Origin of the sequence: Streptomyces sp. NPDC086549, assembly GCF_044746205.1 — a bacterium.
GTDB lineage: Bacteria > Actinomycetota > Actinomycetes > Streptomycetales > Streptomycetaceae > Streptomyces.
The window spans coordinates 482108-499977 of sequence record NZ_JBIVBS010000005.1 but is presented as its reverse complement, the minus strand read 5'-3'; the positions used below and the strand labels follow the sequence as shown (position 1 = coordinate 499977).

General features: G+C 72.7%; 15 protein-coding genes and 2 pseudogenes. 9 read left to right on the top strand and 8 right to left on the bottom strand.

Annotated features, from left to right (window positions below; all coding sequences use genetic code 11):
• The first annotated feature begins 186 nt into the window (after positions 1-186).
• The 4 genes and pseudogenes from ACIPSA_RS20180 to ACIPSA_RS20165 all read left to right on the top strand — a co-directional run bounded on the left by ACIPSA_RS20180 (position 187) and on the right by ACIPSA_RS20165 (position 5090).
• Positions 187-1017, top strand: a complete 831-nt coding sequence (locus ACIPSA_RS20180; protein ID WP_402636597.1) for an SAM-dependent methyltransferase — start codon at positions 187-189, stop codon at positions 1015-1017.
• A gap of 118 nt (positions 1018-1135) precedes the next feature.
• On the top strand, positions 1136-2503 hold the full coding sequence (locus ACIPSA_RS20175) for a S1 family peptidase (RefSeq protein ID WP_402636593.1): 1368 nt from the start codon (positions 1136-1138) through the stop codon (positions 2501-2503).
• A gap of 163 nt (positions 2504-2666) precedes the next feature.
• Positions 2667-3317, top strand: coding sequence for a class I SAM-dependent DNA methyltransferase (locus ACIPSA_RS20170; RefSeq protein WP_402636718.1), 651 nt, complete (start codon positions 2667-2669; stop codon positions 3315-3317).
• 125 nt (positions 3318-3442) lie between these two features.
• Positions 3443-5090: pseudogene (locus ACIPSA_RS20165) on the top strand (SpoIIE family protein phosphatase).
• Positions 5091-5149: 59 nt separating this feature from the next.
• Here the strand turns inward: ACIPSA_RS20165 and ACIPSA_RS20160 are convergent.
• Positions 5150-5335, bottom strand: coding sequence for a hypothetical protein (locus ACIPSA_RS20160; protein ID WP_402636590.1), 186 nt, complete (start codon positions 5333-5335; stop codon positions 5150-5152).
• A 100-nt stretch (positions 5336-5435) separates the two neighbouring features.
• Positions 5436-6593, bottom strand: coding sequence for an ROK family protein (locus ACIPSA_RS20155; RefSeq protein WP_402636587.1), 1158 nt, complete (start codon positions 6591-6593; stop codon positions 5436-5438).
• Positions 6594-6741: 148 nt separating this feature from the next.
• Between ACIPSA_RS20155 and ACIPSA_RS20150 the strand changes: the two genes are divergently transcribed.
• Entirely contained in the window at positions 6742-7944 is a 1203-nt protein-coding gene (locus ACIPSA_RS20150; RefSeq protein WP_402636584.1) for a Gfo/Idh/MocA family protein, read from the top strand.
• Positions 7945-7980: 36 nt separating this feature from the next.
• Here ACIPSA_RS20150 and ACIPSA_RS20145 read toward each other — a convergent pair whose 3' ends face one another.
• Together ACIPSA_RS20145 and ACIPSA_RS20140 are read right to left on the bottom strand one after the other, a co-directional pair.
• The gene (locus tag ACIPSA_RS20145) at positions 7981-8679 is read right to left on the bottom strand and encodes a L,D-transpeptidase family protein (protein ID WP_402636581.1); all 699 of its coding nucleotides are present in this window, start codon (positions 8677-8679) and stop codon (positions 7981-7983) included.
• Between the two features lie 107 nt (positions 8680-8786).
• Positions 8787-10202, bottom strand: a complete 1416-nt coding sequence (locus ACIPSA_RS20140) for a PLP-dependent aminotransferase family protein (protein ID WP_402636578.1) — start codon at positions 10200-10202, stop codon at positions 8787-8789.
• Positions 10203-10264: 62 nt separating this feature from the next.
• Between ACIPSA_RS20140 and ACIPSA_RS20135 the strand changes: the two genes are divergently transcribed.
• Positions 10265-11659 carry a pyridoxal phosphate-dependent decarboxylase family protein gene (locus ACIPSA_RS20135; protein ID WP_402636575.1) on the top strand — a complete coding sequence of 465 codons (1395 nt, stop codon included), beginning with the start codon at positions 10265-10267 and terminating at the stop codon, positions 11657-11659.
• A 4-nt stretch (positions 11660-11663) separates the two neighbouring features.
• On the opposite strand, the gene ACIPSA_RS20130 is transcribed toward ACIPSA_RS20135, so the two are convergent.
• On the bottom strand, positions 11664-12461 hold the full coding sequence (locus tag ACIPSA_RS20130; RefSeq protein ID WP_402636572.1) for an SDR family NAD(P)-dependent oxidoreductase: 798 nt from the start codon (positions 12459-12461) through the stop codon (positions 11664-11666).
• A gap of 50 nt (positions 12462-12511) precedes the next feature.
• Here ACIPSA_RS20130 and ACIPSA_RS20125 point away from each other — a divergent pair, with 50 nt between their 5' ends.
• Positions 12512-13051 (top strand): hypothetical protein, encoded by a 540-nt coding sequence (locus ACIPSA_RS20125; protein WP_402636569.1) that lies wholly within the window; start codon positions 12512-12514, stop codon positions 13049-13051.
• On the opposite strand, the pseudogene ACIPSA_RS20120 reads toward ACIPSA_RS20125, so the two are convergent.
• The 3 genes and pseudogenes from ACIPSA_RS20120 to ACIPSA_RS20110 all read right to left on the bottom strand — a co-directional run.
• Positions 13042-13383 (bottom strand): annotated as a pseudogene (locus ACIPSA_RS20120) (short-chain dehydrogenase); the annotation flags it as partial. The gene ACIPSA_RS20125 and the pseudogene ACIPSA_RS20120 overlap by 10 nt on opposite strands.
• A 52-nt stretch (positions 13384-13435) precedes the next feature.
• Positions 13436-14065: an MBL fold metallo-hydrolase gene (locus ACIPSA_RS20115; protein WP_402636566.1), complete on the bottom strand. Its 630-nt coding sequence runs from the start codon at positions 14063-14065 to the stop codon at positions 13436-13438.
• Complete coding sequence (locus ACIPSA_RS20110) at positions 14065-15150, bottom strand: S-(hydroxymethyl)mycothiol dehydrogenase (protein ID WP_402636563.1); 1086 nt, start codon at positions 15148-15150, stop codon at positions 14065-14067. Before ACIPSA_RS20110 ends, ACIPSA_RS20115 begins: the two co-directional genes overlap by 1 nt.
• Before the next feature lie 197 nt (positions 15151-15347).
• Between ACIPSA_RS20110 and ACIPSA_RS20105 the strand changes: the two genes are divergently transcribed.
• The gene (locus tag ACIPSA_RS20105) at positions 15348-17126 is read left to right on the top strand and encodes a rhodanese-like domain-containing protein (protein WP_402636560.1); all 1779 of its coding nucleotides are present in this window, start codon (positions 15348-15350) and stop codon (positions 17124-17126) included.
• Positions 17123-17869 (top strand): sulfite exporter TauE/SafE family protein, encoded by a 747-nt coding sequence (locus ACIPSA_RS20100; protein ID WP_402636557.1) that lies wholly within the window; start codon positions 17123-17125, stop codon positions 17867-17869. Before ACIPSA_RS20105 ends, ACIPSA_RS20100 begins: the two co-directional genes overlap by 4 nt.
• Position 17870 lies beyond the last annotated feature (1 nt).

Genomic DNA, 17870 nt, shown 5'->3' with positions numbered 1-17870 from the left:
TAGGGGGCCTCGGGGTGAGCCGGAATGGGGCGAAAGGGGTACGTTCCGCCGGTCGGGTGCGAGACGGCACCGTTCCGTCATGGGGCGAAAGGCCCGGGACGTGCCGTGGAGCTCAACTCGGGCGCCTGGATTGCCTCTTGACTCTGTATCACACACTGCTCTCATCGGTGGCCCAGGAGCTGACCCGTGACCGACAACCCGACAGTCACGAACGACGTCGCCGCGTCCCTGCGCGCCCGCGTCGACACCCGCCGGTCGCACACGGCCCGGATCTGGAACTACTGGCTCGGCGGCCGGGACCACTACGAGGTCGACCGTGCGGCCGGCGACCGGATCCGTCAGCTGCACCCGGGCATCGGCGAGTACGCCCGTGCGGACCGGCTCTTCCTGGGGCGGGCCGTGCGGCATCTGGCCGGGGAGGTGGGCATACGCCAGTTCCTGGACATCGGGACCGGGCTGCCCACCGCCGACAACACGCACGAGGTCGCCCAGAGCGTCGCCCCGGACTCCCGGACCGTGTACGTCGACAACGACCCGCTCGTCCTCGCCCACGCCCGTGCCCTGCTCACCGGCACGCCCGAGGGCCGTACCGACTTCCTCGACGAGGACCTCCGCAATGTCGACGCGATCCTCCGGCACGCGGCCGGCACCCTGGACTTCGGCAAGCCCGTCGCGCTGATGCTGCTGGGCGTGGTGATCTTCATCGGCGACGACGAGGACCCGTACGGACTGGTGCGCGGGCTGATGGACCGGCTGCCGTCCGGCAGCCACCTCGTGCTGTCGCACACCATCACCAGCCCGGCGATGCCGGACGTGGACGAGGCGGTCAGGTTCTGGAACGAGCACGGCACGCCCAGGCTCACCCAGCGCACCCGCGAGGACGTCACCCGGTTCTTCGACGGCCTCGACCTGCTGGAGCCGGGCCTGGTGTCCTGCTCGCGCTGGCGCCCGGAGGAGGTGGGCGGCACCGAGCCGGAGGAGGTCGCCATGTTCGGCGGGGTGGCCCGCAAGGCCTGAGAAAGATCAGCGCTGCGGTGAACGCCGTCGCGTCGGGCCACGTATGGAGGGAAGGGCACTCAACGACCGGAGGGCCCCGCGGTGTTGGAGCCGCGCGTTCGGGGTTCGGGAGCCATGCATGAGGCACGCACGACGACGGGTCGTCCGGCGAGGTACACAGCTGGCGGCGGTCGGCGGACTCCTTCTGGGAGGCGCGATGGTCACCACGGCCATGGCGAGCGAGACTCCCGGAGCGTCCGCCGTCCCGTTGAGTTCGGCGCGGACGGCCGGGAAGACCGGCGCCGGCCTGGTGTCCCAGCTGGGTACCGCCCGTACGGCGGGCAGCTGGATCGGCGCCGACGGGCACCCGGTCGTCGCGGTCACCGACGAGAAGGCCGCGGCGGCGGTGAAGCGGGCCGGGGCCGAGGCCAAGATGGTGCGGCACAGCATGAACGAGCTGAAGTCGGCCACCGCCACGCTGCGTTCGGCACCCCGGGTGGCGGGTACCGCCTGGGTGGTGGACTACCGGACCAACCGGGTCGTGGTGGAGGCCGACAAGACGGTCACCGCCTCCGACTGGTCCCGGCTGACCCAGGTCGCCGCGGGCATCGGCAGCTTTGTGCACATGGAGCGCACCGAGGGCACGTTCACCACGCGCCTGAACGCGGCCCTGCCGATCCTGTCGACGAGCGGGCGCTGCTCGGCGGGGTTCAACGTCACCAACGGGCAGAGCGACTTCATCCTCACCGCAGGGCACTGCGGTCCGCCCAACACCATCTGGTTCGCGGACAACCAGGGCAACCAGCAGCTGGGCACGACGGTCAACACCAACTTCCCGGGCAACGACTTCTCCCTCATCCAGTACGCGTCCGGCAAGGCCGGGAACGGGGCCGCCGTGGTCTCCGTCGGCGGCGGCAAGGGCGTCCTGATCACCGGGGTGGCGGATCCGACGGTCGGGCAGCGGGTGTTCCGCAGCGGCAGCACCAGCGGGCTGCACGACGGCCAGGTGACCGCGCTCAACGCGACCGTGAACTATCCCGAGGGCACGGTGACCGGCCTCATCCAGACCAACGTGTGTGCCGAGCCGGGCGACAGCGGCGGCCCGCTGTTCTCCGAGGGCATCGCGCTGGGCGTGACCTCGGGCGGCAGCGGCGACTGCACGACGGGCGGGACGACGTTCTTCCAGCCGGTGACGAAGGCGATGGCGGCGCTCGGCGTGAAGCTGATCGTCTCCACACAGAACGCCAACGGCCAGGGCGCCGCACCGTCCGCCGCGGCCACCCAGGCCGCCGTCGCCCCGAACGCGGCCTCGCCCGGCTCGTCGACCGCGGTCACCGGCACCGCGGACGACACGACCCTGCTGTCCCGGCTCACGGACACCCGCAACGTCGGTCCCGGTCTGCTGGTCATCGGGGGCAGCCTGATCGCGCTGGTGGCGACGCGGTACATCCGCGCGGAGCAGGACCGCAAGGCGTACCAGCGGTACTACTCGGCCACCTGGGGCTGATCCGCCCCCGGAGACGCATACTCTTGGTGACCGCTCCGGCACACGTCGCTCGGCCCCGTCGGACGTTCCGCGGCCGTGCGACGTGTGAAAAAATCACACCAAGAGGTCTCCGAAGGGGAGTTTGTTCGTGAACAGCCCCACCGAAGAGCACGATTACGGGAACATGCGGCTCGACCGCACGGGTCAGGCCGAGGCGTTCGACGCCATCGGCGGCCGTTATGACGAGGCCTTCCCGCACAAGGACGGGCAGATCGCCGCCGCCGAGTGGATCGTCGAGTCCCTGCCGGCCGGGTCCCGCGCGTTGGACCTGGGCTGCGGCACCGGGCTGCCCACCGCGCGCCAGTTGGTGGCGGCGGGCTTCGAGGTCGTCGGCATCGACCTGTCGGGCGGCATGCTCGCCCTGGCCCGGCAGAACGTGCCCGAAGCCGAGTTCCACCAGCTGGACGTCGCGGACCTGCGGCCCGGCGGTCCCCGCGACCTCGGCCGCTTCGACGCGGTCGCGGCCTTCTTCTCCCTGCTCATGCTGCCGCGCACCGAGATCCCCCTCGCCCTGCGGACCATCCATCGTCTGCTGGTTCCCGGCGGCCTCCTCGCGTTGTCGATGGTGGAGGCGGACGTGGACGACTTCGCGATCCCGTTCATCGGAAGCACCATCCGGGTGTCCGGCTATCTGCGGGACGAACTGCGCGAGGTGGTCCAGGCGGCGGGCTTCGAGATCGTCGGGGAGACCTCGTACACCTACGCACCGGCGAGCGTGGACGTGCAGCCCGAGGAGCAGATCTTCCTGCGCTGCAGACGGAAGCAGCCCATGTGACGAAGCACCTCGGAGCCCCTGAAGGACCCGGCAGCGGTCCGTGGGGCGACGGGCCGGCGGACGCCGGGCCGCAGACGGACCGGCTCCGGTACCTCGACACGGCCACCCGGCGGATCGCCCGGGGCATGGACCTCGACGAGATGCTGTACGAGCTGTGCCGGGCGGCCGTGCCGGCGTTCGCCGACCGGGCATACGTCCATGTGTGCGATCCACTGCCGGTCGGGGACGAGTCCCCGGCCGGCGCGGTCGTTCTGCGGCCGCACAGCACGGACCGCACACCGCGGCGCAAGCCGTCCGACCTCGGGTCCCGGCCGCCGCCGACGGCGGGCCCCGCGAAGCCCCGGGCACCGGGCGCGCCTTCGGCCGTCACGGGCCCCCTCGCCGGGCCGCTGCACGACGGGCGTCCGGTGTTCGGGGACGTTCCGGGGATCGCCGCCGCGGTGGCGGAGCTGCTGGGCGCGGCGAGCGCCGCCGCGGTGGAGGCGCCGGGGCGACGGATGATCTTCGCCCCGCTGTGCGGCCGCAGTCATGCCCTCGGCAGCGTCGTCCTGCTGCGCGGGCCCGGCCGGCCGCCCTTCACCGGCGACGACCTCCTGGTCGCCTCGCGGCTCGCCACGCACACCGCGCTCGGCATCGACAAGGCGTTGCTGTACGGGCGTGAGGCCTCCGTCGCGGACGCGCTGCAGCGCGCGATGCTCCCGGCGTCGCTGCCCGAGACGACCGGAGTCCGGCTGGCCACCCGGTACCTGCCCGCCTCGCGGACCGCGCGGGTCGGTGGCGACTGGTACGACGCGATTCCGCTGCCACGCAACCGTGTCGCGCTGGTCATCGGCGATGTGATGGGCCATTCGCCGGCCTCGGCCGCGATCATGGGCCAGCTGCGCACCATCGTGGAGACCCTGGCCGGGCTCGACCTCCCGCCGGACGAGATCCTGCACCACGTGGACGAGCAGGCCGAGCGCCTCGGCGGCCCGCACATGGCGACCTGCCTCTACGTGCTCTACGACCCCGTGCTGCACCGGCTCCTGGTGGCCAACGCCGGCCACCCGCCGCCGCTGCTCGTGCACCCGAACGGCAGCGCGGAGATCCTGCGGATCCCGCCCGGGGCGCCGGTCGGCGTCGGCAGCGACTCCTTCGAGTCCACCGAGCTGCCCGCACCCGGCGGAGCGACCCTGCTGCTGTATACCGACGGGCTCGTCGAGTCCCGCGGCTCCGACGTCCTGACCGGGGTGGATGCGACTGCTCGGCCGCCTGCGCGCGGCCACCGCCGGGCACGAGCCACTGCCGCCGGAATCACTGTGCGAGGCGGCGCTGGGCACCCTGGGAGCGGGGAACCGGGACGACGACATCGCGCTGCTCGCCGCCCTGCTGGTGGGCATCCGGCCGGAGGCCGTCGGGTACTGGTATCTGGCCCCGCATCCGCGGACCGCGGGGCAGGCCCGCCGGCTGACCCGCAGGACCCTGACGCGGTGGGATCTGGACCCCCTGTTGGAGACGACCGAGCTCCTGGTCGGCGAGGTGGTGGCCAACGCCGTACGCTTCGCCACCCGGCCGATCACACTGCGGCTGCTGCGCACGGACGTACTGCGCTGCGAGGTGGGCGACGACTCGCCGCTGGTGCCGAGGCTGCGGCACGCCAGGCCGAGCGATGAGAGCGGCCGGGGGCTGTTCCTGGTCGACCGGCTGGCGGACCGCTGGGGGGCGACGCGGCTGAGCACGGGCAAGGTGGTCTGGTTCGAGCAGCAACTGCCCTGGACGCCGGACTCGGTCTGAGCGCGCCGGGGGGACGGACGGTCTGCGGCATGACCCGCCGGACAGGCCCTGGGCCAGCCCTAGGCCGCCCAGGTGGACTGCGGGGCCGCGGCGGCCCACTCCAGGACGAGCCGCTGGTACTCCTCGCGCTGCTCGACGCTCAGTGTCCCGCCCGACCGGAGCCACAGGGCCCGGATCTGCTCGTTGACCTCCGCGGCCGATCGCTCGGAGACGGCTTCAACAGTGGTGGACATGGTGTGAAGCATATGCCGGTCGACGTGAAGGCGAGGTGAGTAAGTATGAGCGATCCGGGCATTCCGGACCGTGTTACTCATCACGTCAATCTGTCAAGAGGAACAGGGGAGTTCACCCCTCGGCGGAACCGAGCACCAGGACCTGGATCGCGAGTACGGCAGCCCCGCGGGCCCAGTCGTGGAAGTCGGAGACCTTGGTCGCGAGGTCGACCGGCTCGGCCAGCGGGTGGCGATGGGCCCGGACGGTCTCCTCCACCACGACGCCGGCCACCTCCATCAGGCCGACCCCCTCCCCGGCGAGCAGAATGCGCTGCGGCATCGCGAAGTTGGCGATCTGGGCGACCAGTGTGCCCAGCGCCCGCGCCGCCTCGCCGATCACCCGGGCGGCCATGGGCTCGCCGTCGGCGGCCCCGGCGAGGATCTCCTCGTACGTCGCGTCGCGGCCGGTGGCGGCGCGGATCTGGTAGCGGATGCTGGGGATCGTGAGGAGCGACACGGCGCTGCCGCGCTCGCCGTCTGGGGTCAGCGGGCCGTGGGGGTTGATGATCCAGTGGTGGCCGAAGCCGCGGTCCTGCTCGGCGTACGGCACCCGTCTGCCGCCGAGCACCAGCCCGTAGCCGATGCCGGCGCCGATGGTCAGGACGGCGAAGCGGTCGAGTCCTCGCCCGGCACCGAACCAGATCTCGGCCTCGACCAGGGCGGCGACGTCGTTCTCGACGACCACCGGCAGTCCGGTGCGCTCCTCGACGAGCGCCGCCAGAGGGACGTCCCGCCACCCCAGGAAGGGCGAGTCCCCGACCACGGCACGGTCCCGCACATGACCGCCCACCCCGATGCCGATGCCCGCGAGGGGGAAGCGCGGGGTGAGCCGGGCGGTCATCTCCCGCAGCAGATCGGCGACTTCGGCGGGCTCATGGGTGGACAGCGGCCGGTCGAGGCGGGCGACGACCTCGCTCCTCAGGGTGGTGACGACGCCGTAGACCCGGTCGGATGTGATCTTGAAGCCGAGAAACGCGCGGGACTCCGCGACGACGTCCAGCGGCTGGGAGGGCCGCCCCTGGCGGACCTGAGCGGCGGCACCCGCCTCGGGGACCTCGACCAGCAGACCCGACTCGATCAGCGGCTTGGTCAGCCTGGTGAGGCTGCCCGGCGAGAGGTCCAGCCGGCGGGCGAGCTCGGTGCGCGACAGCGGGCCGTGGACGAGCACCTCGATCGCAACAGAGCGCTCCCCGGGACTCAGCGGCGGCCAGCTGACGGCGTGTGTGGTCATGGGTTCTCGCAGAGTTTCTTTCGCTACGGAAGTAACATGACCAGTCTAGACCGGAACAAGCCGAACAGCATAGGCGCAAGAAGAGATATCGACGGGCATCGACGCGACTATTGACTACTGGATTGTTCAACGGCAAAAGTAAGTAGCCATGACATTCTCACTCGGCATCGTCGGAGCCGGTCAGTTCTCCGGTCAGTTCGCCAAGCTCTTCCTCGCCCATCCGGGCGTGCGCGAGGTGTACGTGACGGACCTCCTGCCGGAACGCGCGGAGCGGCTGGCCACCGCCGAGGGCCTGACCGGCACCTTCCCCTCGTACGAAGCGATGCTTCGGTCGCCCGCGGTCGACGCGGTCGCGATCTTCACCCAGCGCTGGACACACGGCCCGCTCGTCGTCCAGGGACTCGGCGCCGGCAAGCACGTCTACTCCGCGGTCCCCATGGCGATCAGCACGGAGGAGATCGGCGCGATCATCGACGCGGTCCGGTCGACGGGACTGACGTACATGATGGGCGAGACCAGCCAGTACAACCCGGCGACCGTGCACGCCCGCAACCAGATCGCCCACGGCGCCTTCGGGCGCATCTTCTACGCCGAGGGCGACTACGTCCACGACATGGACCTCGGCTTCTACGACGCGTACCGCTACAGCGGCGGCGACAACTGGAAGGCGACCGCCAGCTATCCCCCGCTGCTCTACCCGACGCACTCCGTGGGCGGGGTGCTCGGCGCCTGGCAAACGCACGCGGTGAGCGTCTCCGCGATCGGTGTGCGCGACGAGCGCGGGGACGGGGTGTTCGACCAGGACATCAGCCAGTTCGGCAACGACGTCTCCAACGCGACCGCGCTGTTCGCCGTGGCGGGCGGCGGATCGTTCCGCACGAACGAGTTCCGGCGGGTGGGCTACCCGTCCCACATCCGCGAGTCCCGCTTCCGGTTCTTCGGTACGGAGGCGAGCATGGAGCAGCTGGCGACGGTGGCCCTGTGGCAGGACAAGAACGGGGTGAAGGACATCTCCGAGCTGCTGGAGCCCAAGCCCACCCTGCCCCCCGACGACCCGTCCCTCCAGCACATCGCGCCGGAGCTGCGGGCGGCGTTCACCTCGGGTTCGGCGCCGGTGCACGACCGGTCACGGCTGCCCCGGGAGTTCGACCGCCTGCACAACGGACACGAGGGCAGTCACCACTTCCTGGTCGACGACTTCGTGACCGCGGTCGAGACCCGCACCCTGCCGTCCGTGAACGCCTGGGTCGCGGCCCGCTACACGCTGCCGGGGATCATCGCCCATGAGTCCGCGCGCCAGGGCGGGACTCGGCTGGAGATCCCCGACTTCGGTGACGCCCCTCAGGTGTGACGTTTCCGCACTGCCGTCGGCCGGGGCCTGCCGCGCTCAGGTGCCCGGCTTGCGGCCGTACACGAAGACGTCGTCGCCCGTCTTCAGCAGCGACCAGTACTTCTTGGCGTCCTTGCTGGTCATGTTCACGCAGCCGTGCGACCCGGGCGGGTTCCACATGCTGAGGTTGACCGAGTGGAAGGCCTGGCCGCCGTCGAAGAACTGGCTGTACGGCATGGGCACGTTGTACTCGTGCGAGACGTGGTCCTTGTCACGCCAGTAGATCTTCTTCAGGCCGGTGCGGGTCTCGAACCCGTCGCGCCCGGTACGGACCGGAACCGGCCCGTAGACCAGCTTGTCGCCGTCCTGGACCCAGCTCAGCTGGAGGGTGAGGTTCACGCAGGCGATGCGGCCCTTGTTCACCGGGCACGTGCCGTCCTTGTTGGGGTCGTTCCCGACGGCCTTCTGCTTGTTCATGAGGTCCATCACGCCCCAGGTGACGGAACCCGCGTAGCCGACGGCGGGCGTGATGCCGTGCTTGTTCTGGAAGGCCCGGATGGCCTTGCAGTCGGCGGCGGACTGCTTCCCGTCGACCGGGCGGCCGAGGAACTTCTCCACCTGCTTCTGGTACGGCCCGGCCTGCGTGGTGCAGCTCGCGGCCGCCTGGGCGGGTGCCGTGGTGAGTGCGAGTGTGAGCGGTGCCACCAGTCCCGTGATGCCGAGCGCGATGGCGCCCCGTCTGCGTATGTCCCCCATGGTGGGTGATCACCTTTCGCGATGGTTGTGGTCTTTGTCGTCTAGACCAGTGGGTGACGCTACCGGTTGCACGGGGCGTCCGGGTTGTGACGGAACGGTGAAGTTTTTCACCCTTGGGCCGCGCGGTCCCGCTCCCCTTCGGTCGCGGCGCACTCCCGCAGGATGCGGACCGCCCGCGTGAGCGTGTCCGGTGTCGCGGTGAAGGGCAGCCGCAGGTGGCGGCTCAGGGTCGTGCGGTCCGCGGCGAAGAGCGGGCCGGGGGTGACCGCCAGGCCGTGACGGGCCGCCCTGGCCGCCAGGCCGCTCGCGGACACGGGCCCGGGGAGGCGCAGCCACACCGTCAGGCCGCCGTCCGGGACGGCGTACGTCCATCCGGTCGCCGCCAGCAGCGAGGTCAGGTGGTCGCGCTGGGCGCGCAGCCGCTCCCGGCGGTCGGCGAGCAGGGCCGCCAGTCCGTCGCCGAGCAGCTCGGTGGCGATCAGCTGTTCCAGGGGCGGCGGGGAGAGCTGGGCCTGGAGCGGGTTGCGCCGCAGCTGTCGTACGAGATCCGCGCCCGCCCGGATCCAGCCGACGCGCAGTCCGCTCCAGAGGGTCTTGCTCGCCGAGCCGATCTGGATCACGTGCCGCCCGGACAGATGGGGCTCGGTGCCGGGCGGCGTCCTGAGGTCGAGGTCACGCATCGTCTCGTCGGCGAGGAGCGTCAGCTCGTGCCGGTCGGCGAGTTCGGCGAGGGCGCGGCGTGTGGGCCCGTCCATGTGCGCGCCGGTCGGGTTGTGGAAGTCCGGGACGAGGTAGGCGAGCCGGGGGCGTCCGCGTCGTACGGCGTCGGCCAGGCGCTCGGTGTCCCAGCCGGTGTCCGCCGCGACGGGCACGGGCAGCAGCCGGGCCCGGCGTCCGCGCAGGACGGCCAGGGCGCCCGGGTAGGCCGGGCTCTCCACCGCCACCGGTGCCCTGCGGTCGGTGTGGAGGTGGTCCAGGAGCAGGGTGAGTGCGGCTTGGGCGCCCGAGGTGACCAGGATCTGCTCGGGGCGGGTCGCCAGGCCCGAGCGCGTGTAGCGGTCGGCGAGGAGTTCGCGCAGGCGCGGCAGTCCCGCCGTGGCGACGCCGGAGTCGACGAGCAGGGCCGCGCTGCGCTCGGCGGCGCGGGCGAGGGCGGCGAGGTAGGCCTCGTGGGGCGCGGCCGTGACGGCGAGGGTGAGGTCGAGGTCGGCGCCGGACGCTCCGCCCCGGTCGAGGGACCAGGGGGTGGTGCGTTCGGTGAGGCGGGCGGGCAGGCGTACGACGCTGCCGCTGCCGTGCCGGGTGTGCAGCCAGCCGTCGTCCCGCAGCAGGGTCAGCGCGGTCACTACGGTGCCGCGGCTGATCCGCAGGGCGCGGGCGAGTTCCCGTTCCGACGGCAGCCGGGTGCCGGCCGGCAGGCGGCCGTCGGCCACCGCCTCCCGTACGGCTGTGGACAGGGACCGGGAAAGGGGTCCCTCCTGCGTGCGCCAGGCGCCGAGCGCGGCGACGAAGCCCGTCTCCATTGGTCCAGTTTCCCGTAAGTGGACCAAGTCCCGGACGCCGCCACGGCCGTACGCTGCGGTTCATGCACCCCACACTCGCCGACGACCTCTCCCGGCTTCCCGAACTCCTGCAGTCCGCCCGCGACTTCGCCGCGGCCGAAGTGTCCGGCCTGGCCGAGCGCCCGGTCGCCCGGCTCGGGCAGGCACCCGGACGCGCTCCCCTCCCGGACGGCGGCGCGGGCGCCGAGGGTGCCCTGGCACGGTTCGGCGAGCGGTGGGCGCCGGGCTTCTCCGGCTCGGCGGGGCCGCGCTACCTCGGCTTCGTCACCGGCGGCGCGACACCGGCGTCGGTCGCCGGAGACTGGCTGACCTCCGCGTACGACCAGAACCTGTCCGGCGCGGGGGGTTCCTGGGCGGCGGCCCTCGAGCGCGAGACGGTGGCCTGGCTGCGTGAGCTGTTCGGGCTGGGCGAGGAGCACAGCGGGGCGTTCGTGACGGGGGCGACCGTGTCCAACACGGTGGGTCTGGCGATCGGCCGCGAGTGGCTGGGCGAGCGGCTCGGCGTGAGCGTCTCCCGGGAGGGCGCGGCCGCGCTCGGACCGGTCGACGTGCTCTCCGGCAGCCCGCACTCCAGCGTGACGAAGGCGCTGTCGGTGCTGGGCATCGGGCGGGACCGGCTGCGGCAGGTGCCGCTGCTGCCGGGCAACAGGGAGGCCGTCGACGTGGCCGCCCTCGACGCGGCGCTGGCGGAGTCGGCCGGCCGGCCCGCGCTCGTCGTGGCCAACGCGGGCACCGTGAACACCGTCGACTTCGACGATCTGCGGGCGATCGCGGCCCTGAAGGAGCGGCACGACTTCTGGCTGCACGTGGACGCCGCGTTCGGCGCCTTCGCCGCCCTCTCCCCCGCGCACGCGCATCTCGTGGACGGGCTCGACGCGGCCGACTCGGTCTGCGTGGACCTGCACAAGTGGCTCAACGTCCCCTACGACGCGGCCGTCCAGTTCACCCGCCGCCGGGACCTGCAGGTGGCGGTGTTCCACAACGCGTCGCCGTATCTGGGCCTGCCGGTCGGCGAGCCGGACTTCCTGCACCTGACCCCGGAGAACTCCCGGCGGCTGCGTGCCCTTCCGGCCTGGTTCTCCCTCGTCGCGTACGGCAGCGACGGCCACCGCGAGATCGTCGAACGGAACATCGCCCTGGCCCGGAGCCTGGGCGAGGGCATCGCCGCCCTGCCGGGGCTGCGGCTGCTGGCTCCGGTCCGGCTCAACGTGGTCTGCTTCACGCTCGCCGGGGATCCCACGCAGGAGCGGGTGGACGCCCTGGCGCGGGCGGTCGCCGCCTCCGGGCAGGCGTTCATGACGCCGACGGTGTACGACGGGGTGCCCGGACTGCGGGCGGCGTTCAGCAACTGGCGTACCACCGAGGCCGACACGCGGCGGGTGCTGGACGTGCTCGCGGCGGCATCGACGGCTCCGTGACCTCTCAGACCTCCCGGAACGGCCGCCGCGCCGCGTGGAATCCGCTGTGCACGGCGGTGAGTCCGCCGTCGACGCGGAGGGTCGTGCCGGTGACCCAGGCGGCGTCGCGGGAGGCGAGGAAGGCGACGGCGGCGGCGATGTCCTCGGGCTCGCCGACACGGCCGAGGGGGTAGAGCACGCGGAGGGCGTCAAGGTCGTCGTCCCGTCCCTCCCAGGCCGAGGTGCGGACCGTGCCCGGCTCCACCAGGTTGACCCGGACACCGCGGGCCGCCGCATGTCCGGCGAGGGTGCGGGTCAGGGAGCCGAGTCCGGCCTTGGCAGCGCTGTAGGCGTGGTTGCCGAAGTCCATCTGGGCGTTGACGGAGCCGATGCTGACGACTGCGCCCCGGCCGGAGGCGGCGAGGTGCGGGAGGGCGGCGCGGCAGCAGCGGTGGACGCCGGTGAGGGTGACGTCGAGGTCGCGGGCCCAGGCGTCGTCCAGCTGGTCCTCGAAAAGGGGGACGTCCGGGGTGCAGTGCGCGGCGCTGTTGACGAGCACGTCGAGCGAGCCGAAGGTCCCGACGGTATGGGCGACGGCCGCCTCCACGGAGCCCCGGTCGGCCACGTCGCACGCGAACGCCTCCACCGCGAGCCCCTGTTCACGCAGCGCGGCCGCCGTCTGCTCCGCCTCGGGCAGGTCCCGGTCGGTCGCCAGCACCCGTGCGCCCTCCTCGGCCAGCCGCCGGGCGACGGCAGCGCCGATGCCGCGGGCGGCGCCCGTCACGAGTACTCCGTGTCCCTGAAAGCGCGTGAGTCCGGTCATGAGTGCGACCGTACGGCCGGGACGATCAACGGGACAGATAGCGTGCGCACATGTCCGCGTTCATACAGCAACTGCCCGCCCTCATCGGCGTCGTGATCGGTGCCCTCGGTTCGTATCTGGCGGTCGTCAGGGGCGATCAGGCCCGGTTCCGGCGCGAGCAGGCGGCGCGCTGGGAGGAGCGGAGGTTCGCGGTGTACGCCGACTACGCGCGGACGCTGAAGACGTCGGTCACGCTGACGTACCGGCTGGCCGCCCACTTCGGCATCGACCCGCACCCGCATCCCCTGACGCCCGAGGAGGCGAAGCCGCTGCTGGCCGAGGCGGCCATCGCCCGGGATCCCTCCGGGGAGGCGCTGATCCTGCTGGGGAGCCCGGCGGTGGTGGAGAAGGCACGGGAATGGGTCGTGACGGCGATGGAGATGGAACGGTTCCTGCGGGAGGAGCGGCGGGACCCACGGGCGTGGCAGGCTCTGCTGGAGCGGCAGCGCGCCGGCCGTGAGGGCTACTACGCTGCCGTACGGGAGGATCTGGCGCTGCCGCCCGGTCACTCGGCGCGCTGGCCGCTGCCCCCGGCCGTGAGTCAGCGGTAGCCGGTCACGTCCGCCGGTTTCCCCTCGTCCTGCACCTCGACGAGGTACCGCCACGCGTCGGGGCGGCTGCCGTCCAGGTCCGTGAAGCCCTACGCCCGGGCGAGTCCGCCGCTGGACAGGGACTACCCGTTCCAGCGGGCGACGCGGGGGTCGGCGGCGAGGGCGGTGACGGCCCGGCCGACGAAGCGCGGGGACTCCGAGATGGCGAAGTGCGGGACGCGGTCGAGGGCGTCCCGCCAGTTGTCCTCGGTGACGCCGAAGTGGTCGAGCATGATCTCCGAGCGCAGCCAGCCGGGGGGCAGCGCGACGGCGGTGGCGCCGCGCGGGCCCCTGTCCAGGGTCACGGGAAAGCCGGACATCCTCTGTCACCTTTACCGTCGGCCCTCAGTGACCCCGGGCGATCCACTCCTCCAGCTGCGGGGCCTCGGCGCCGATCGTCGTCGAGTCGCCGTGGCCGGTCAGGACCTTGGTCTCGGGCGGGAGGGTGAGGAGGCGGTCACGGATCGACTCGATGATCGTCGGGAAGTGCGAGTACGTGCGGCCGGTGGCGCCGGGGCCGCCCTTGAAGAGGGTGTCGCCGGTGAAGACGGTGGCCAGGCCCGGCTCGTACAGACATACGGCGCCCAGTGAGTGGCCGGGGGTGTGCAGCACCGTCAGGTCGAGGCCGGGCGCCTCGATGACCTGCCCGTCGGCCAGATGCGCGTCGGGCTCCCGGTCCGGGTGGGTGAGCTTCCACAGCGGCAGGTCGTCGGGGTGGAGCCAGATCGTGGCACCGGTCAGGTCGGCGAGGGCGGGCGCCGCGTCGATGTGGTCGTTGTGGGCGTGGGTGCACACGATGGCGGTCAGCCGGCGGTCGGCGACGGCCTCGGCGATGGCCTCCGCGTCGTGGGCCGCGTCGATGACGATGACCTCGCGCTCGTCGCCGACGATCCACACGTTGTTCTCCACGTCCCAGGTGCCGCCGTCGAGCGTGAACTGCCCGGAGGTGACGAGGCGTTCGATGCGCGTGGTCATCACAGCACCACCACCGAGCGCAGGACGTCGCCGTGGTGCATGCGCTCGAAGGCCTTCTCGACCTCGTCGAGGGCGATGGTCTCCGTCACGAAGGCCTCCAGGTCCAGGCGGCCCTGGAGGTGCAGGTCGATCAGCATGGGGAAGTCACGGGAGGGCAGGCAGTCGCCGTACCAGGACGACTTCAGCGACCCGCCGCGCCCGAAGACGTCCAGCAGCGGCAGTTCCAGCTTCATCTCCGGGGTCGGCACGCCGACCAGCACGACCGTCCCGGCGAGATCGCGGGCGTAGAAGGCCTGCTTGTACGTCTCCGGGCGGCCGACCGCCTCGATGACGACGTCGGCGCCGAAGCCGCCGGTCAGCTCACGGATCGCCTCGACCGGATCGGTCTCCTTGGAGTTGACCGTGTGGGTGGCGCCCATGGCGCGCGCCTTCTCCAGTTTCCGGTCGTCGATGTCGACCGCGATGATCCTCGCCGCGCCCGCCAGTCGCGACCCCGCGATCGCCGCGTCACCGACTCCGCCGCAGCCGATGACCGCCACGCTGTCGCCGCGCCCGACGTTGCCGGTGTTGATCGCGGCACCGAGGCCGGCCATCACGCCGCAGCCCAGCAGCCCCGCCACCGCCGGGGAGACGGCCGGGTCCACCTTGGTGCACTGCCCCGCCGCGACCAGCGTCTTCTCGGCGAACGCGCCGATACCCAGTGCCGGGGACAGCTCGGTGCCGTCGGTGAGGGTCATCTTCTGCTTCGCGTTGTGGGTGTTGAAGCAGTACCAGGGCCGGCCGCGCAGACAGGCCCGGCACTGGCCGCACACGGCACGCCAGTTGAGGATCACGAAGTCCCCGGGCGCCACGTCGGTGACGCCCTCGCCGACCGACTCCACGACGCCGGCCGCCTCATGCCCCAGCAGGAAGGGGAACTCGTCGTTGATCCCGCCCTGCTTGTAGTGCAGGTCGGTATGACAGACCCCGCAGGCCTGGACACGTACGACGGCCTCTCCGGGCCCGGGATCCGGCACCACGATCGTCTCCACCCGGACCGGTTCGTTCCTGCCCGGTGCGATCACGCCGCGTACTTCCTGCGCCATGGCCTGGCCCCTTCCATCGTCGTGCCTGTCCTTCGACCCTACGCGCGACTGATCGGTAACGGCACGGAGCGCGACGGCCGTCGTGGATCTTTCCCGCCACACGCGTCACATACCCCCGGGGGTACCTCTGCTACGGTGGCCATATACCCCCGGGGGTAATTTGACCGGCCGGGATCACCGAGGAGAGGAGTGCTGCCGTGTACTTCGTCGACACCATCGACGTGGCGGGACTGGGCAATCGCGGCTATCTGGCGGGCGGGGCGCACGGCGCCGTGGCGGTGGATCCGCCCCGGGACATCGACCGGGTGATCGCGGCCGCCGCCCGGCGGGGCGTGCGCCTGACACATGTCGTCGAGACACATGTGCACAACGACTATGTGTCCGGCGGTCTGGAACTCGCCCGGGTCACCGGTGCGGCGTACGTCGTGCCCGCCGGGGCGCGGGTCGCCTACGAACGGGTGCCGGTGGCGGACGGGGACCGCCTGGAGATCGGGGGCGGGCTGGCGCTGCGCGCCCTGGCCACGCCCGGGCACACCCCGCACCACACCTCGTACGTGCTGGAGGACGCCGGCCGGTCGGTGGCCGTCTTCACCGGCGGTTCGCTGCTGATCGGCACGGTCGGGCGGCCCGACCTGGTGGAGCCCCGGCTGACCGGCGAGCTGGCGCGGGCCCAGTACGACTCGGCGCACCGGCTGGCCGCCGAGCTCCCTGACGAGACCGCGGTGCTGCCCACGCACGGCTTCGGCAGCTTCTGCTCCGCCGGCGACGCCGCGGGCGACGTGACGGAGTCGACGATCGGCCGGGAGCGCACCGCCAACGAGGCGCTGGTCAAGGACGCGGACACGTTCGTCGCCGACCTGCTCGCCGGGCTGGACGACATACCGGCGTACTACGCGCACATGGGCCCGGCCAATGCCGAGGGCCCCTCCCCCGTCGACCTCACCCCGCCCCGCCTGGCGGACGCCGACGAAATCGCCGCCCGGCTGGCCGCCGGGGAGTGGGTGGTGGATCTGCGCAGCCGGGTCGCGTTCGCCGAGGGGCATGTCGCCGGGGCGTTCAACTTCGAGGCGGAGGGGCAGCTCGCCACCTATCTGGCCTGGCTGCTGCCGTGGGGCAGGCCGGTCACGCTGCTCGCCGCGTCGGCCGCCCAGCTCGCGGCCGCCCAGCGGGAACTGGCCCGGGTCGGCGTGGACCGGCCGGCCGCGGCCGCCACCGGATCGCCCGAGGCGTGGATACGTCCGGGCGAGCGGCCGCGGGCCTTTCCTCGCGGCACCTTCGCCGCACTAGCCCGGCAGGACCGCGAGGGGATCGTGGTGCTGGACGTACGGCGGGACTCGGAGCGGCGGGCCGGACACATCCGGGGTTCGCTGCACATCCCGCTCCACCGGCTGCGCGAACGGCTGGCGGAGATACCGGACGGCACCGTGTGGGTGCACTGCGCCGGAGGCATGCGGGCCGCCGTCGCCGCCTCGGTCCTGGACGCCGCCGGACGTGACGTCGTCGCCGTCGACGACGGGTTCGGCGCGGCGCGCGAGTCCGGGCTGCCCATGGCGCGGCTCACTCCGGCCGAGGCCCAGGAGCTCGTGACCGCGGAAGCGGTGCTGCTGGACGTCCGGGAGGACGCCGAATGGGAGACCGGGCACGCCCCGGGCGCCCTCCACGCCCCACTGTCGGCGCTGACGGCCGGAGCACCCCTCCCCGATGCCGCCCGGAACCGCCCGATCGTCACCATATGCCGCTCCGGCAAGCGCTCCCGCGAGGCAGTGGCCCTGCTCACCGCGCGGGGCGAGGACGCGGTGGACGTCGTCGGGGGACTGCGGGCATGGGTCGCGGAGGGGCTGCCGGTGATCGAGGATCACCACCTGGCGGCGACGAGTGACCTGCCCGGGGCATCCGGCCCCGGGCCCGCGTCCGCCGTACCCGGTGACACCTCACCGTCGCAGGCGTGTCCCGGCCGCCGGGGGCCTCGCACGTGAGCGTCCTGTTCCTCGCGCTGGGCGCCGGGGCCGTCACCGGGCTCGCGCTCGGCGCGCTCGGGGGCGGTGGCAGTGTGCTGGCCGTGCCCGCGTTGATCTATCTGCTCGGGTTCACGCCGGCCGCGGCCACCACGGCCAGCCTGGTCGTCGTCACCGTCACCTCGGCCACCGCGCTCGGTGCGCACGCCCGTGAGGGGACCGTGCGATGGCGGGCCGGGGCGCTGTTCGCGGCGGCGGGGCTGGTGCCCGCGGCGGTCGGCGGCGCGGTCTCCCGGGATCTGCCGGCCGCACTGCTCACCGGGGCGTTCGCGGTGCTCGCGGCGCTGGCCGCGCTGCGCATGCTGCGCCCGTCCGCCGCCGAGGGGCCCGGCGCACCCGCGCGGACCTCCCGGGTTGCCGGGGTGGGCGCGGGCCTTGGCGCGGTCACCGGCGTTCTGGGCGTGGGCGGCGGCTTTCTCGCCGTACCGGCCCTCGTGAACGTCGTCGGCCTGCGCATGCGCGCCGCGGTCGGCACGAGCCTGCTGGTCATCACCCTCAACTCGGCGACCGCCCTGGCCGCACGGACGGGCTCCGCCATGAGTGTCGACTGGTCCGCCGTGGGCCCGTTCGCGGCGGCCGCGGTGCTCGGGGCGTGGGACGGCAAGAGGCTGGCGAGCCGGCTGTCCGCGGGCTCGCTCCAGCGGGTCTTCGCCTACGCGCTGCTCGCGGTGGCCGCCCTCATGCTGGCCGACGCGGTCCTCTGAC

Bases quoted from the DNA above. Each gene is read 5' to 3' on its own strand.
- ACIPSA_RS20140 (WP_402636578.1), bottom strand. From the start codon at position 10,202: ATGGAGACGGGCTTCGTCGCCGCGCTCGGCGCCTGGCGCACGCAGGAG.
- ACIPSA_RS20110 (WP_402636563.1), bottom strand. From the start codon at position 15,150: ATGGCGCAGGAAGTACGCGGCGTGATCGCACCGGGCAGGAACGAACCG.
- ACIPSA_RS20160 (WP_402636590.1), bottom strand. From the start codon at position 5,335: ATGCTTCACACCATGTCCACCACTGTTGAAGCCGTCTCCGAGCGATCG.
- ACIPSA_RS20175 (WP_402636593.1), top strand. From the start codon at position 1,136: ATGAGGCACGCACGACGACGGGTCGTCCGGCGAGGTACACAGCTGGCG.
- ACIPSA_RS20150 (WP_402636584.1), top strand. From the start codon at position 6,742: ATGACATTCTCACTCGGCATCGTCGGAGCCGGTCAGTTCTCCGGTCAG.
- ACIPSA_RS20145 (WP_402636581.1), bottom strand. From the start codon at position 8,679: ATGGGGGACATACGCAGACGGGGCGCCATCGCGCTCGGCATCACGGGA.
- ACIPSA_RS20155 (WP_402636587.1), bottom strand. From the start codon at position 6,593: ATGACCACACACGCCGTCAGCTGGCCGCCGCTGAGTCCCGGGGAGCGC.
- ACIPSA_RS20130 (WP_402636572.1), bottom strand. From the start codon at position 12,461: ATGACCGGACTCACGCGCTTTCAGGGACACGGAGTACTCGTGACGGGC.
- ACIPSA_RS20115 (WP_402636566.1), bottom strand. From the start codon at position 14,065: ATGACCACGCGCATCGAACGCCTCGTCACCTCCGGGCAGTTCACGCTC.
- ACIPSA_RS20135 (WP_402636575.1), top strand. From the start codon at position 10,265: ATGCACCCCACACTCGCCGACGACCTCTCCCGGCTTCCCGAACTCCTG.
- ACIPSA_RS20125 (WP_402636569.1), top strand. From the start codon at position 12,512: ATGTCCGCGTTCATACAGCAACTGCCCGCCCTCATCGGCGTCGTGATC.
- ACIPSA_RS20170 (WP_402636718.1), top strand. From the start codon at position 2,667: ATGCGGCTCGACCGCACGGGTCAGGCCGAGGCGTTCGACGCCATCGGC.